The organism is Micromonospora sp. WMMD975, assembly GCF_029581215.1.
Classification (GTDB): domain Bacteria; phylum Actinomycetota; class Actinomycetes; order Mycobacteriales; family Micromonosporaceae; genus Micromonospora.
The window spans coordinates 4,138,684-4,153,503 of sequence record NZ_CP120739.1 but is presented as its reverse complement, the minus strand read 5'-3'; the positions used below and the strand labels follow the sequence as shown (position 1 = coordinate 4,153,503).

Sequence of the window (14,820 nt, the reverse complement as noted above, 5' to 3'; positions counted from 1 at the left end):
GGTTTTCCGGTGGCCGGCGACGCCGACCACCGCGCCTGGAGCGCGTTCGCGCCCGAGGGGGTCTTCAGGGGCAGCGGACGACCTGACCGGCGTAGGTCAGGCCGCCACCGAAACCGAACAGCAGCACCGGGGCGCCCGAGGGCACCTCACGCCGCTCGACCAGCTTCGACAGGGCCAGCGGGATGCTCGCCGCCGACGTGTTGCCGGACTCGACGATGTCCTTGGCGATGATCGCGTCCGGGATGTTCAGCCGCTTGGCGATGCCGTCGATGATCCGGCCGTTCGCCTGGTGCGGCACGAACGCGGCCAGCTCCGACGGGTCCACTCCGGCCCGCTCGCAGGCCTGGAGCGCGAGCGGGGCCAGCGCGGTGGTGGCCCAGCGGAAGACCGACTGGCCCTCCTGCGCGACGTACGGCTGCCAGCCCTCGATCCGGACCGCGTCGCTCTTCTCCGGCGCCGAACCCCACACCACCGGGCCGATGCCGGCCGGCTCGTCGTCGGCGGTCGCGGTGACCACGGCCGCACCGGCGCCGTCGCCGAAGATGATGCACGTCGACCGGTCGGTCCAGTCGGTGAAGTCGGAGAGCTTCTCCGCGCCGACGACGATCGCGTTGCGCGCCGCGCCGGCCCGGACCGCGTGGTCCGCCGTGCCCAACGCGTACGCGAAACCGGAGCAGGCGGTGTTGATGTCGTACGCCGCGGGGGCGTTGATGCCGAGCTTGGCCGCGACCCGGCAGGCCACGTTCGGGCTGCGGTCCACGGACGTGCAGGTCGCCACCACGACGAGGTCGATGTCGGCGGCGGTGAGGCCCGAGTTGGCGAGCGCCTTGCCGGCCGCGGCGGTGGCCATGTCGGCCACCGTCTCGTCACCGGCGATCCGGCGGGAGACGATGCCGACCCGGTCCCGGATCCACTCGTCGTTGGTGTCGACCATCTGCGCGAGTTCGTCGTTGGTGACTACGCGGGAGGGCTGGTAGTGCCCCATCGCGGCGATCCGGCTGCCGGCCATTTAGTGCGATCCTCCGATGCGGACGAGGGGCTGGCCCGGTGCGACCGGGTCGTCGTGGTGCGCGAGCCATGCGGTGAGCGGCCCGGTGTGATGGGCGGTCACCTCGACCGGCCCCTGCCGGCCGGTGACGTGGCCGACGACCTGGCCGGCGCCCAACTCGGCGCCCTCGGCCAGGTCGGCCGCCGGCGTGAAGACGCCGGCGGCGGGGGAGACCACCACCCGGAAGCGGGACGCCGGCGGGCGGACGGCGGGACCGCCGTGCCGGGCGATGAGGTTCCGTGCGGCGGGCAGGTCGTCGGGGGTGTTCAGGGTGACGATCTCCGGCGCGCCCTCGCCCTTGAGCTCCCGCTTGACCAGGCCGGCCAGGGTGCCGGCCGGCGGCAGCTCGATCACGCCGGTGACGCCCAGGTCGGCCAGGGCGCGCATGCACAGGTCCCAGCGGACCGGGGCGGTGACCTGGCGGACCAGCCGCTGGACCGTCTCCCGGCCGTGCCCGACCGGGGTGCCGTCGAGGTTGGACAGGAGGATGCGGGTCGGGTCGGCCACGGTGACCCCGGCGGCCACGCCGGCCAGCGCGGCCTCGGCCGGCGCCATGTAGGGGGTGTGGAACGCGCCGGCCACCTGGAGCCGGATGATCCGGACCCGGCCCGGCGGCTCGGCGGCGAGCTTTTCCAGCCCGGCGACCGCTCCGGCGGCGACGATCTGGCCGGCGCCGTTGCGGTTGGCCGGGTGCAGCCCGTACGTGTCGAGCGCGGCGAGCACCTCGTCCGGGTCGCCGCCGAGCACGGCGGCCATCCCGGTCGGCTCCAGCGCGCAGGCGGCGGCCATCTCCCGGCCGCGTACCCCGGCGAGCGTCACGGCCGCTTCGGCGGGCAGCACTCCGGCCAGCGCGGCGGCGGCCAGCTCACCCACGCTGTGCCCGGCGACCAGCGCGACGTCGTGCATCGGCAGGTGCTCGGCGGCGAGCAGCGCGGCGGCGACCAGCAGCGGCTGGGTGCGGGCGGTGTCCTTGATCTCGTCCGCGTCCGCCCGGGTGCCGAGGTGGACCAGGTCGGCCCCGGCCAGCGCCGACCACCAGCGCAGGCGCGCCTCGACGCCGGCGAGGTCGAGCCAGGGGTTCAGGAAACCGGGCTTCTGTGAACCCTGTCCGGGGGAGAGTACGGCGAGCACGTGTACGACTCTGACGGATATTCGCGGGTCGCGCTGTAACGCACGGCACGAAACCGCACTAGAAGCTTTAGAGGAATCCTACAAAGATCGGCGGCGATCATCGCCGCTTCGGGTGGCTTTGCGCCCCGACGCGCTCGCTGTCTGGTTCGGGACGGGCGTGACCACGGGTGACACCGGGTCCAGCCGGCCGACCGTCAGCGCGAGCTGGAGCGCGAAGGCGTCCCGCGGGGCGAGCGGCGAGAAGCCGGTCACCTCGGCGATCCGCTTCAGCCGGTAGCGCACCGTGTTCGGGTGCACGAACAGCGCCCGCGCGGCGCTCTCCAGCGTGCCGCCGGCGGCGAAGAACGCGTCGAGCGTCTCCAGCAGTTCGCCGCCGGCGCGGGCCAGCGCCGCGTACACGTCGTGGCGCAGCCGGCGACGGGCCTCGGCGTCGCCGGCGAGCGCCCGTTCGGGCAGCAGCTCGGCGGCGGCGACCGGGCACGGCGCGGTCGGCCAGGCCGGCGCGGCCCGGAAGCCGGCGAGCGCGGCCCGCGCGGACTCGGTCGCCTCGTCCAGGCTGGGCACGGCGGGACCGACCACCACCGGCCCGTCGCCGAACGCCGGTCGCAGCTTGTCGGCGGCGGCCAGCGGATCGGCCGCCCCACCGAGCACTATCACCAGGCGGTCGCCGTGCACCCCGCCGATCACCTCGACGCCGATCCGCCGGGCCTGCCGGTAGACGGTGTGCAGCACGGCCGCCACCTCGCCGCCGGGCGAGCGGCCCACCGCCACCGCCACCGGCGGCGCGTCCGACCAACCAAGCGCCGCGGCCCGGCTGGCGAGCACGTCCGGCGAGTCGCCGCGCAGCAGCGCGTCGACGAGCAACGCCTGCAACCGGGCGTCCCAGGAGCCGCGGGTCTCGGCGGCCCGGGCGTAGACCCGGGCGGCGGCGAACGCGATCTCCCGGGAGAAGCGCAGCACCGCCTCCCGCAGCGACTGCTCCTCGCCCGGCACGGCCAGCTCCGACACCTGCTCCTCGACCACCTCGATGGTCACCTTGATCAGCGCCACGGTCTGTTGGAGGCTGATCGAGCGGGCGAGCGCCTGCGGCGCGGCGTCGAAAACCTCGTCCGACACCTCCTGGGTGCGGTCGGTCGCGCCGCCGCCCTGACGCAGCCACTGCACGAGCGACCGCACGCCGGCCTGTGCGACGAGCATCACCCAGGAACGCTGGTCGGCCGGCAGCTCCCGGAACCACGGCAGGCTCTCGTCCATCCGGGCCACGCTTGCGGTGGCCAGGGTGCCCGCGGCCCGCTCGATCCGGCGCAGCGTCGCCGACGTCTCCGTTCCGCCCGGTTCGCTCACCGCATCAGCCTGGCACGCCCTGACCAGCGGATCCACTCCGATCCCACGGCGTCGCCGCGGACGGACGATCTCCACCGGTACGCGCTGACGATCTCGTCGGGTCGGGCCAGTACGGTGTCAGGGCGCGTCGGGGAGTTCCGCCCGACGGGCGAAGGCGAAGGTGAGGAGACCGGGATGGCGCACGGGGAGGCCGAGCACGGCTGCGCCCAGGACGAGCCGTGCCGGATGGGCCACGACCAGCCGCGCCGGGTGGGCCTGACCCACCCGGGCGAGCCGGCCGCCGGGTGGACGCCCGAGCGTGCCGACGAGGACGCGGCAGTGCCGCGCCAGCGGTCCGGCGAGCCGGCGCACCCGGCCGTCGAGCCGGCGTCGGACCGGAGCTGCCTGAGCGACCAGGGCGGCTGGGCGGGCGGTCACCAGCACGGCGCGGTGCGCCCGCGGAACCGCACCGTCCGCCGGGAGCGTCCGCCGCGCCGCTGGTGCTGACCACGCGCCTGGCGGGTGCGGGCGGCGTTGACGGCCGGCCCTGAGCCGAGGCTCAGCGGGTGCGGCGGCGCACCAGGAGCGCGATTCCGGCCAGCCCGACGGTGATGACAAGCACCACCCCGACGTTGAGCAGCAGCAGCCGCTGCAGGTCGCCGAGCGCGGTGTCCAGGTTGCCCACCGGATCGAGCGCGTCCTCCGGCAGCACGCGCTCGCCGCCGCCGATGCCGCCGGAGATGGTGTCGAACCGGGGCGCCAGCGGCACCCCGACGGAGCGCAGCGTCTCGGACATGTTGAGACGCCCGAAGAACCAACCCGCCCGGGGGTGGCTCAGGTCGGGCTGCTTCGCCGGCCGGTAGACCCGGGGGCCGCCCTTGGCCAGCGGGAACAAGTCGTAGGTGTGCTGCGGGCTGCCGGCGCTGAGCACCACCACCGTGTACTTCGGACCGAGGTCCTTGGCTGCGGGGCCGCGCAGCTGCCCGGTCGTACCCAGCCACTTGACCTGGTCGATGACCAGGCTGACGTCGGCCGGGCGGGTGTCGGCCCGGAGCTGCAGCGGCTGGTCGAGCTGGTCGCCGGTGATGTCCACCCCGGTCGGGGCGAGCTTGGGCTTCGGCGCGGCCTGTGCCGCCGTGGCGCCGGTGAGGGCCAGCGAGCACGTGAGTGCCAACGCCGCTCCGGCCACGACCGCCGTCAGCCGTCTCACCTTACGGACCATCGCCGCCTCCTCGCCCCGTTCGATGGCTGGCTTCCGCTGCCGGTCACACTGGACCTGCTCCACCTCAAAGACTCCGCAGAACGTCGCGTGGTTGCAGCTGGTGGAAGAGTATTTGGAACTATCTGCGAGCTGAGACCGACAAACGAGTGGCCGATGATCAGTGGCCGGATCTTACCCGGACGGAGGAGTTCATGGGGGGCAGGGTCGCCCGTAGGGCACGTACCTGGCTTGCGGTGCTCGGGGTGGCGGCGGTGGTGCCGCTGTTGCTGCCGGCTGCGCCGGCCGCCGCGCACAACTCGCTGACCGGCAGCGATCCGCGGAACGGGGCCCGGGTGGCCACCGCGCCGAAGCGGATCGAGCTGCGGTTCCTCGCCACGCCGAAGGAGGCCACGACGAAGGTCACCGTTACCGGGCCGGACGACGTGTCCGCCGCGGGTGGCGCGCCGACGTTCTCCGGCAAGCGGGTGAGCGTGCCGTTCACCCCGGGTGCGGCCGGGCTCTACACCGTGGCCTACCAGCTCGGCTCCGACGACGGACACCCGATCAAGGGGGAGATCCGGTTCACCCTGACCACCCCGGCGGAGGCGTCGTCGCCGAGCACGGCGTCCACCAGCGCCGCGCCCACCAGCGCCCCTCCCACCAGCACCGCCGCGTCGCCGTCGCCGGTGAGCCCGACGCCCGCCGCGGCGGCGGACGAAGACGGGGGTACGGGCTGGCTGTGGGTGGCCGCCCCGGTGGTGGTGCTCGCCGCGCTTGCCGCTGGAGCGCTGCTGCTGCGCCGCCGCGCCGCCCGCCGCTGACCGCCCGCCCGCCACGCCGCCCGCGGCTGACCGCCCGCCCGCCGCGCGGGGACCCGTACCCGGATCTTGGTACGCAGCCGCCCTCCCGAGGGCGAACCCGTACCAAGATCCCCGGCGTGCCCCCGTGCGGCGGCGCGACCGCGGTCGACGGACGGGTCAGACCAGGCGGATCCGGGCGGCGCGTAGGCGGGTGAGCGTGCGGTCGCGGCCGAGCACCTCGAGCGACTCGAACAGCGGCAACCCGACGGTGCGCCCGGTGACCGCGACCCGCACCGGCGCCTGCGCCTTGCCGAGCTTCAGCCCGCGCTCCGCGCCGACCGCCTCCAGCGTCGCCTTCAACGACTCGGCGTCCCAGCGCTCCAACGCCTCGAACGCGGTGATCGCCGCGTCCAGCAGCTCTGCCGCGCCCTCCTTCATCGCCTTCGCCCAGGCCGCCTCGTCGATCAGCGGGTCGGCCAGGAAGAGGAAGTCGACGTTCGGCACGATCTCGCTGAGCACCGCGATCCGGGTCTGCGCCAGCGGGGCCACCGCCGCGAACGCGGCCGGGTCGAATTCGTCCGGCTGCCACGGCGGCGGGACGATGGTGTCGGTGCCGGTGAGCCACGGCTGGCAGGCGGCGACGAACTCGTCGACCGGCAGCGCCCGGATGTACTCCCCGTTGAAGGCGCGCAGCTTCTTCTCGTCGAAGAAGGCCGGGGACGGGTTGACCTCGTCGAGCCGGAACTCGTCCTCGATCACCGACCAGGGCACGATCTCCCGGTCGCCCGACGGCGCCCAGCCGAGCAGCATCAGATAGTTGCGCATCGCGTTGGCGAGGTAGCCCTCGTCCCGGTACGCCTCCAGGGCGACCTTGTCCCGCCGCTTGGACAGCTTCTGCCGCTTCTCGTTGACCACCACCGGCACGTGCGCCCAGATCGGCGGTTTGACCCCGAGCGCGTCCCACAGCAGCTGCTGCTTCGGGGTGTTGGGCAGGTGCTCCTCGGCCCGGATCACGTGGGTGATCCCCATGGTCATGTCGTCGACCACGTTCGCCAGCAGGAACACCGGGGAGCCGTCGCCGCGGGCGATGACGAAGTCCTCGATCAGCTTGTTCTCGAACGTCGGCTCGCCGCGGATCAGGTCGACCACCACGGTCTCGCCCTCGTCCGGGGTGCGGAAGCGCAGCGCCCGGCCCTCGCCGGCCGACAGGCCCCGGTCGCGGCAGAAGCCGTCGTAGCCGCGGTGCTGAGAGCCGGTACGCGCCTGCACGGCCTCTCGGGTGCAGTCGCAGTAGTACGCCCGGCCGCCCTCGTACAGCCGCTGCGCGGCGGCGCGGTGCTCGCCCGCGTACGCGGACTGGAAGTAGGGGCCCTCGTAGCTGCCGCGCGCGATGCCGATCCAGTCGAGCGCGGAGAGGATGCCCTCGGTCCACTCGGGCCGGTTGCGGGCCGCGTCGGTGTCCTCGACGCGCAGCACGAACACCCCGCCCTGCTGCTTGGCGAAGATCCAGTTCTGCAGGGCCGAGCGGGCGCCGCCGACGTGGAACATTCCGGTCGGGGAGGGGGCGAAGCGTACACGTACCGTCACGTTCCCCAGCCTACGTCCGCCGGCCAGCGGTTAAGGAGGGGGCCCTTCTTAACGCATTCGGATGTGGCGGGGCCCCCGCCTAACACGCGGCGAAGGACGCGGCGCTCACGGTACGGAGCGGATCTTCACGACCAGCGCGCTGCCGAGCAGCGTGACGGCCGCGGTGACCGCGTACAGGGTCGGGTATCCGCCCAGGTGGACCACGATCGGGGCGGAGAGCGCCGGCCCCAGCACCTGCGGCGCGGAGTTCGCGATGTTGATCACCCCGAGGTCCTTGGCCCGGTCGGTGGCGGCGGGCAGCACCTGCGTGATCAACGCGGCGTCCACCGCCAGGTAGACCCCGTAGCCGGCGCCGAGCAGCAGCGCGGCGACGATCGCCATCGACCAGACCGGCGCCACCGCGAGCAGCGTCGCCGCCACCGCCATGATCAGCCCGGAGACGATCACGAAGACCTTGCGTCGTCCGGACCGGTCGGAGATCCGTCCGGCGACCACGGCGGTGAGCATCATGCCGAGCGTGTAGAGCAGGATCAGCACCAGCAACGATCCCTCGGGATCGGCCACCCGCACCCCGTCGGTGAGGAAATAGAGCAGGTAGAGCGTGCCGAGCGCGTTGCCGGTCTGCACCAGGAACCGGGTGAACCAGGCCCAGGCGAAGTCGGGGTGGCGACGCGGGCTGATCCACATCGAGGCGAGCAGGGCGCGCCCCCGCAGCGGCGACCGGTGCTCCCGGGGCAGCGGGTCGTCCTGGGTGAGCAGCGCGAACGGCAGCGACAGCAGCAGCACGGCGAGTGCGATCGCCGCGTACCCGGCGGCGTTGCCGGTGACCACGGCGGTGACCAGCACCGCGCCGACGACCAGGCCGAGCGCCTGCGGGATGCCCACCCAGCCGGAGACGCCGCCGCGCTGGGCCACCGGGACCCGGTCCGGGATCGCGGCGGTGAGGCTGGCCAGCATGGCGTTGAAGCAGACCTGCGCGGCCACCCAGGCGACCGCCACCCCGGCGATGCTGTCCTGCCGGGCCAGCAGCACCAAAGCGAGCGCGCCGACCACCGCGCCGGTCGCGGTCCAGACGTGCCGGCGGCCGAAGTGCCGGTTGGCCAACCGCAGGGAGGTACGGTCCGACAGCGCGCCGGCGAGCGGGTTGGCCAGCACCGCGGCGAGCGCGCCGAGGCCGGTCACCACCGCCAGCATGGCCTCCTTGTCGGCCGGTGCGATGCGTTCCACCTGCTGCGGCAGCAGCACCTGGATCGGGGTGAAGAACGCCATCCAGACGCCCAGGTTCGCCGCGAAGATCAGCGCGATCCAGCTCCGCCGCACCGGCACGGTCGGTTCGGCGAGCGCCGCCGGCAGCGAGGCCGGCGTCGGGCTGACCGTGGTCATCGCCGGACCAGGTCCCGGAACCAGGCGTACGACGACTTGGGGGTACGCCGCTGCGTCGGGTAGTCGACGTGCACCAGGCCGAACCGCTTGGTGAACCCCTCCGCCCACTCCCAGTTGTCCAGCAGGGACCAGACGAAGTACCCGGTCACCGGCACGCCCTCGGCCATCGCCTCGCGCATCGCGCGCACGTGCCCGTCCAGGTAGGCGATCCGCTCCGGGTCGTCCACCCGGCCCTGCGCGTCCGGCGCGTCGTCGTACGCGCAGCCGCTCTCGGTGACCTGGACGGGCGGCAGCGCGTCGCCGTACCGGTGGTGGAGTTGGCGCAGCAGCTCGCGCAGCCCGTCCGGGGCGACCGGCCAGTCGAAGGCGGTACGCGGGTAACCGTCGAGCGGCACCATCTCGAACGGTAGTGGCGAACCCTCCTCGGGCGCCCGGACGCCGGTCGGGTTGTAGTAGTTCACCCCGAGCACGTCGATCGGCGCGGCCAGCACGTCCAGGTCGCCGTCGCGGATCACGGCCGGGTCGAGGCCCGGCGCGTCGGGGTAGCCGCGGCCGAGCAGCGGATCGGTGAAGAGCCGATTGTGCAGCGCGTCGTACGCCTGCGCGGCGGCCCGGTCCGCGTCGGTGTCCCCGACCTGCCGCACCGGCGAGTAGTTGTTGGCGATCGCGACCGGGCTCGCGGTGCGGGCGCGCAGCGCGGCGACCGCGAGACCGTGCCCGAGGAGTTGGTGGTGTGCGGCCGGGAAGGCGTCGAAGAGCAGCATCCGGCCGGGCGCGTGGGTGCCGATGCCGTAGCCGAGGGTCATGTGGATGAACGGCTCGTTGAGCGTGATCCAGAGCTTGACCCGGTCGCCGAGGCGGGTTGCGGTCAGGTCGGCGTACTCGGCGAAGCGGGCGGCGGTGTCCCGCTGGAGCCAGCCGCCGGCGTCCTCAAGGGGTTGCGGCAGGTCCCAGTGGAAGAGCGTGGCGACCGGGTCGATGCCGGCGGCGAGCAGGCCGTCCACCAACCGGTCGTAGAAGTCCAGCCCGGCCGCGTTCGCCGGGCCGGTGCCGGTCGGCTGCACGCGCGGCCAGGCGATCGAGAACCGGTACGCGGACACGCCCAGCCCGGCCAGCAGCGCGGTGTCCTCGGCGTGCCGGTGGTAGTGGTCGCACGCCTGGTCACCGGTGCTGCCGTCGACGATCCGGCCGGCCTCGTGGGCGAACGTGTCCCAGATGGAGGGCCCGCGGCCGTCGACTGTGGTCGCCCCCTCGATCTGGTACGCGGAGGTGGACACCCCCCAGCGGAAGCCGGCGGGGAAGTCGGGCATCGGCACGGTCGTCAATTCGCCCTCCCGAGACGTGAAGTGTATTCGCGACTCTAGGGCTCCGGTGAGCGACGCGCTATAGGCCGGGAAGGCGGCCCGACGCAAGGGGGTTCGGCGTGTCTTCTCCAATCCCGTCCGCTTAAGTCCGATTTACACATAGAGTGCCAAATATCGCGGATGTGATTTAAGTGGGGGAAAGACACTAATGATCCTCGTGGAACGTAGCGCACACGTGGTGGCGCCTGTGGAAGAGGTCTGGGACGTCGTGCAGCGGGCCGAGCAGCTGCCGGCCTGGCTGGCGGGGGTCCGCGCGGCCGAGGTTCTGTCCGGGGAGGGGTTCGGCCGACGGCAGTTGGTCCAGGCCGGACGCGGTGCCGCCCACGAGGCCGAGGTGATCGCCTATCAGGAGCCGACCCTGATCGGCTGGCGCGAGCGGGCCAAGGGCGCCGGTGCCCGGGCCGAGGCGCGTACCGAGATCTACGTCCAGCTGACCTCGGACGAGGAGGTCGGCGGCACCGTGGTCCGGTTGATCGTCGTGCGGTGGCCCGCGGGGCCGGTCAAGGCCGCCATGCTGCGGCTCGGCCTGCGCCGGGTCGGCGCCGACCTGGAGGACTCGCTGGCCCGGCTGACCGACCTGGCCGCCGTCGGCTGATCGGGTCGCAGTCCCGGCGTCGCCCGCAACGACGATGGTCCGGCATCCCCACCAGGGATCGCCGGACCATCGTCGTCGCCTGTGAGAAGGGGCCCCTTCTCTACCGGAGGCGTTAAGAAGGGGCCCCTCCTTACATCTAGCTGTCGCCGCCGGTCTCGCCCACCGGGGCGGCCGTCACGTCGTCGAGCGCGTACTTGCGGGCGGCGTCGGCCGGCACGTGGGCCGGGACGGCGCCGCGCAGCGCGAGCTGCCGCAGCGTGGCGACCGCGATCGACTCGGCGTCGACGTGGAAGTGGCGACGCAGCGCGTGCCGGGTGTCCGACATGCCGAAGCCGTCGGTGCCGAGCGAGGTGTAGTCGCCCGGTACCCAGCGTGCGATCAGGTCCGGCACCGCGCGCATCCAGTCGCTCACCGCGATCTTCGGCCCGTCGGCGTCGGCCAGCTTCCGCTGGATGTACGGCACCCGCTGCTCCTCGCCGAGGTTGAGCAGGTTGTGCTCCTCGCACTCCACCGCGTCGCGGCGCAACTCGGTCCAGGACGTCACCGACCACACGTCGGCGGCCACGCCCCAGTCCTCGGCGAGGAGCTGCTGCGCCTTGAGCGCCCACTGCATGCCGGTGCCGGAGGCGAGGATGTTCGCCTTCGGCGCGTCGTCGCCGACCTGCGGCGCCGGCGAGTAGCGGTAGATGCCCTTGACGATGCCCTCGGCGTCCACACCCTCCGGCTCGGCCGGCTGGAAGATCGGCTCGTTGTAGACGGTGAGGTAGTAGAAGACGTTCTCCTGCGCCTCGCCGTACATCCGGTGCAGGCCGTTCTCCAGGATGTGCGCCAGCTCGAAGGCGAACGCCGCGTCGTACGCGACCACCGCCGGGTTGGTGGCGGCGAGCAGCAGCGAGTGGCCGTCCTCGTGCTGGAGCCCCTCGCCGTTGAGCGTGGTCCGGCCGGCGGTGGCGCCGAGCACGAAGCCCCGCGCCATCTGGTCGGCCGCCGCCCAGAACCCGTCGCCGGTGCGCTGGAACCCGAACATCGAGTAGAAGATGTACATCGGGATCATCGGCTCGCCGTGCGTGGCGTACGACGTGCCGGCGGCGGTGAACGAGGCGACCGAACCGGCCTCGTTGATCCCCTCGTGCAGGATCTGCCCGGTCGTCGACTCCTTGTACGACAGGAACAGCTCCCGGTCGACCGAGGTGTAGCGCTGGCCGTGCGGCGAGTAGATCTTCTGGGTCGGGAAGAGCGAGTCCATGCCGAAGGTGCGGGCCTCGTCCGGGATGATCGGCACCCAGCGCTTGCCGAACTCCTTGTCCTTCATCACGTCCTTGAGCAGGCGGACGAAGGCCATCGTGGTGGCCACCTTCTGCTTGCCCGACCCGCGCTTGACGTCGGCGAACCGCTCGCTGCCCGGGATGGCGAGCGTCTTGGGCGCGGTGGTGCGCGACGGGAGGTAGCCGCCGAGCTGGCGACGTCGCTCCCGCAGGTATTCCATCTCGTCCGACTTCTCGTCCGGCGTGAAGTACGGCGGGAGGTAGGGGTTCTCCTCCAACTGCTTGTCCGGGATGTCGAGGTAGAGCCGGTCGCGGAACAGCTTCAAGTCGTCCAGCGTCAGCTTCTTCATCTGGTGCGTGGCGTTGCGGCCCTCGAAGTGCGAGCCGAGCGTCCAGCCCTTGATGGTCTTGGCGAGGATCACCGTCGGCTGGCCGGTGTGCTCCGTCGCCGCCTTGTAGGCCGCGTAGAGCTTGCGGTAGTCGTGGCCACCCCGCTTGAGGTTCCAGATCTCGTCGTCGGAGAGGTGCTCGACCATCTTGCGGGTCCGCGCGTCCCGACCGAAGAAATGCTCCCGGACGTACGCCCCGGACTCCGCCTTGTAGGTCTGGTAGTCACCGTCGGGCGTGGTGTTCATCAGGTTGACCAGCGCGCCGTCGGTGTCCGCCGCGAGCAGCGGGTCCCACTCCCGGCCCCAGACCACCTTGATGACGTTCCAGCCGGCGCCCCGGAAGAACGCCTCCAGCTCCTGCATGACCTTGCCGTTGCCGCGGACCGGGCCGTCCAGCCGCTGGAGGTTGCAGTTGATCACGAAGGTGAGGTTGTCCAGCTCCTCGCGCGCGGCCACGCCGATCGCGCCGAGCGACTCGACCTCGTCCATCTCGCCGTCGCCGAGGAACGCCCAGACGTGCTGCTGGGAGGTGTCCTTGATGCCGCGGTGGTGCAGGTAGCGGTTGAACCGGGCCTGGTAGATCGCGTTCAACGGGCCGAGGCCCATGGAAACGGTGGGGAACTCCCAGAAGTCCGGCATCAGCCGCGGGTGCGGATACGACGGCAGCGCGCCCCCGGGGTGCGACAGCTCCTGCCGGAAGCCGTCGAGCTGCTCGGAGCTGAGCCGGCCCTCCAGGAACGCCCGCGCGTACATGCCGGGGGAGGCGTGACCCTGGTAGTAGATGTGGTCGCCGCCGCCGGGGTGGTCCTTGCCCCGGAAGAAATGGTTGAAGCCCACCTCGTAGAGGGACGCGGAGCTGGCGTACGTGGAGATGTGGCCGCCCACGCCGATCTCCGGGCGCTGCGCCCGGTGCACGAGCATGGCGGCGTTCCACCTGATGTAGGCCCGCAGCCGCCGCTCGATGTGCTCGTCACCGGGGAACCACGGCTCGCTCTCCGGCGGGATGGTGTTGATGTAGTCGGTGGTGGTCAGGGAGGGCACCCCGACCTGGCGCTCGCGGGCCCGCTCCAGCAGGCTCAACATGACGTACCGGGCGCGTTTGGTTCCGCGCTCGTCGATGACACCGTCGAGCGACTCGACCCATTCGCTTGTCTCTTCAGGGTCGATGTCCGGAAGCTGGCTCGGCAGACCAGCGGTGATCACCGGGCGCTTGCGTTCCGTAGCCACAGGCGTTCCCTCGGTTCTGAGTGGGATAGGTCTCTAGCGCCATCCTGCCCCCTCGTGGCGCTCGTCGTCACGTCTGGCTCCCCCAGACGCGACGCTGAACACAGATACCCGCCGGTAACTTTGTGCGACCGGCGGGTACGCCGACCGCACCGGCGGGGGACCGGGCCGCTGCGGCAGAATGCGCCCTATGCGCAGTGAGGTGATCAACGTCCGGACCGGTTCCCGGCCCACGGTCCGGGACATCACGGCCGAGGCGGAACGCTTCGTCGCCGGGGCCGGCGACGGGCTGCTGCACGTCTTCGTCCCGCACGCCACGGCCGGGCTGGCGATCATCGAGACCGGCGCCGGGTCGGACGACGACCTGCTCCGCGCGCTCGACGACCTGCTTCCCACCGACGACAGGTGGCGGCACCGGCACGGCTCACCCGGGCACGGCCGGGACCACGTGCTGCCGGCGTTCGTGCCGCCGTACGCGACGCTTCCGGTGCTCGGCGGCCGGATCCAGCTCGGCACCTGGCAGTCGATCTGCCTGGTCGACCCGAACGGCGACAACCCCGACCGCCAGGTCCGCCTCTCCTTCCTCCCCGCCTGATCCCCCGGGGGCGGTGCCCCTCGCCGAACACGTGGCCTGCGGAGGAGTGCGGGCGACGTCAGCCGAGCAGCCGGCGAAGCTCACCCGGGGTGTGGCCGAGGTGGGCGCGGACCGTGCGGGTCAGGTGCGCCTGGTCGGCGAAGCCCAGCTCACCGGCCAGCTCGGCCAGGCGCACCTGACCCTGCTCGATCCGGTCCAGCAGCCGCGCCACGCGCAGGCCGTTGCGGTATCGGGTCAGCGGCACCCCCACCCGGGCCTGGAACTCGCGGCTGAGCCGGTAGGGCGAGACGCCGAGCGCCCGGGCCAGCGGCAGCAGCCCGGCGGCCTCCGGGGCGTCGTCGTGCAGCGCGGCCCGGGCCCGTTCCACCAGCCGGCGACCCGGCCCGCCGCCGCTCGTCACCGGTGCGGCGGCGTGGCCGACCAGACGGACCAACCGCTCGGCCGCCGCGTGGTCGGGGTCGGCGACGTCGCGCAGCAGCAGCCGGTGGGCGAGATCCACGTGGCCGTCCACGTGCACCGTGCCCGGCACCGGCCGGTCGTCGAACAGCTCCCGCCACAGCCGCTGCGACAGGTGCACGGAGGTGCACTCGTCGCCGCCCGCCGGATGGGCGAACCGCTCCTCCTCGCCCGGCACACTGAGGTAGGCGACCGTCGGCCCGACCCACGTCTCGCCGCCGCGCCCGGCCCGCCGGAACGCGCCGCGCCGGGTGAGCACCAGACCGTACGCGCCGGCCGGCTCCGGCGCGGACCAGCCGGTGTGGTCGTCGCGGCAGCGCACCACGCTGACCCGGAAGTCCGGGTGGGCCAGCAGTCGACTCGCGGTGCGCACGCGGATCAGCGTAGGCGGCCCGGCCGACCCGCGGCGGCCCGCAAGGATTGACAAGACCCGGGCGGCGCGCGGCCGGCAGGGTGGCC

At 72.8% G+C, this 14,820-nt stretch carries 13 protein-coding genes; 4 read left to right on the top strand and 9 right to left on the bottom strand.

Features of this window, described 5'->3' with window-relative positions; all coding sequences use genetic code 11:
* Window positions 1-64: 64 nt before the first annotated feature.
* The 3 genes from O7613_RS17975 to O7613_RS17965 all read right to left on the bottom strand — a co-directional run bounded on the left by O7613_RS17975 (window position 65) and on the right by O7613_RS17965 (window position 3,559).
* Window positions 65-1,009 carry a beta-ketoacyl-ACP synthase III gene (locus O7613_RS17975; protein ID WP_282289371.1) on the bottom strand — a complete coding sequence of 315 codons (945 nt, stop codon included), beginning with the start codon at window positions 1,007-1,009 and terminating at the stop codon, window positions 65-67.
* The gene (locus tag O7613_RS17970) at window positions 1,010-2,179 is read right to left on the bottom strand and encodes an acyltransferase domain-containing protein (protein WP_281587261.1); all 1,170 of its coding nucleotides are present in this window, start codon (window positions 2,177-2,179) and stop codon (window positions 1,010-1,012) included.
* A gap of 78 nt (window positions 2,180-2,257) precedes the next feature.
* Window positions 2,258-3,559, bottom strand: coding sequence for a helix-turn-helix domain-containing protein (locus tag O7613_RS17965; RefSeq protein WP_281587262.1), 1,302 nt, complete (start codon window positions 3,557-3,559; stop codon window positions 2,258-2,260).
* 138 nt (window positions 3,560-3,697) lie between these two features.
* Between O7613_RS17965 and O7613_RS17960 the strand changes: the two genes are divergently transcribed.
* Window positions 3,698-4,009, top strand: coding sequence for a hypothetical protein (locus tag O7613_RS17960; protein ID WP_281587263.1), 312 nt, complete (start codon window positions 3,698-3,700; stop codon window positions 4,007-4,009).
* A 52-nt stretch (window positions 4,010-4,061) separates the two neighbouring features.
* Here the strand turns inward: O7613_RS17960 and O7613_RS17955 are convergent, their stop codons facing one another.
* Window positions 4,062-4,724: a hypothetical protein gene (locus O7613_RS17955; RefSeq protein ID WP_281587264.1), complete on the bottom strand. Its 663-nt coding sequence runs from the start codon at window positions 4,722-4,724 to the stop codon at window positions 4,062-4,064.
* A 191-nt stretch (window positions 4,725-4,915) separates the two neighbouring features.
* Between O7613_RS17955 and O7613_RS17950 the strand changes: the two genes are divergently transcribed.
* A complete protein-coding gene (locus O7613_RS17950) occupies window positions 4,916-5,524 on the top strand; it encodes a copper resistance CopC family protein (protein WP_282289370.1) in 609 nt (202 codons plus the stop codon).
* A gap of 156 nt (window positions 5,525-5,680) precedes the next feature.
* On the opposite strand, the gene gltX is transcribed toward O7613_RS17950, so the two are convergent.
* The 3 genes from gltX to O7613_RS17935 all read right to left on the bottom strand — a co-directional run bounded on the left by gltX (window position 5,681) and on the right by O7613_RS17935 (window position 9,783).
* Window positions 5,681-7,090: a glutamate--tRNA ligase gene (gene gltX, locus O7613_RS17945; protein ID WP_282289369.1), complete on the bottom strand. Its 1,410-nt coding sequence runs from the start codon at window positions 7,088-7,090 to the stop codon at window positions 5,681-5,683.
* A gap of 105 nt (window positions 7,091-7,195) precedes the next feature.
* The gene (locus O7613_RS17940) at window positions 7,196-8,473 is read right to left on the bottom strand and encodes an MFS transporter (protein ID WP_281587266.1); all 1,278 of its coding nucleotides are present in this window, start codon (window positions 8,471-8,473) and stop codon (window positions 7,196-7,198) included.
* Window positions 8,470-9,783, bottom strand: a complete 1,314-nt coding sequence (locus tag O7613_RS17935; RefSeq protein ID WP_282294566.1) for a GH1 family beta-glucosidase — start codon at window positions 9,781-9,783, stop codon at window positions 8,470-8,472. The genes O7613_RS17940 and O7613_RS17935 overlap by 4 nt, the downstream gene beginning before the upstream one ends.
* Window positions 9,784-9,985: 202 nt before the next feature.
* Here O7613_RS17935 and O7613_RS17930 point away from each other — a divergent pair, with 202 nt between their 5' ends.
* Entirely contained in the window at window positions 9,986-10,432 is a 447-nt protein-coding gene (locus O7613_RS17930) for an SRPBCC family protein (protein ID WP_281587267.1), read from the top strand.
* A 136-nt stretch (window positions 10,433-10,568) separates the two neighbouring features.
* On the opposite strand, the gene aceE is transcribed toward O7613_RS17930, so the two are convergent.
* Entirely contained in the window at window positions 10,569-13,313 is a 2,745-nt protein-coding gene (aceE, locus tag O7613_RS17925; protein WP_348775380.1) for a pyruvate dehydrogenase (acetyl-transferring), homodimeric type, read from the bottom strand.
* Between the two features lie 187 nt (window positions 13,314-13,500).
* Here aceE and O7613_RS17920 point away from each other — a divergent pair, with 187 nt between their 5' ends.
* Window positions 13,501-13,905: a YjbQ family protein gene (locus tag O7613_RS17920; protein WP_281587268.1), complete on the top strand. Its 405-nt coding sequence runs from the start codon at window positions 13,501-13,503 to the stop codon at window positions 13,903-13,905.
* Window positions 13,906-13,963: 58 nt separating this feature from the next.
* On the opposite strand, the gene O7613_RS17915 is transcribed toward O7613_RS17920, so the two are convergent.
* The gene (locus O7613_RS17915) at window positions 13,964-14,734 is read right to left on the bottom strand and encodes an AraC family transcriptional regulator (RefSeq protein ID WP_282289368.1); all 771 of its coding nucleotides are present in this window, start codon (window positions 14,732-14,734) and stop codon (window positions 13,964-13,966) included.
* Window positions 14,735-14,820 lie beyond the last annotated feature (86 nt).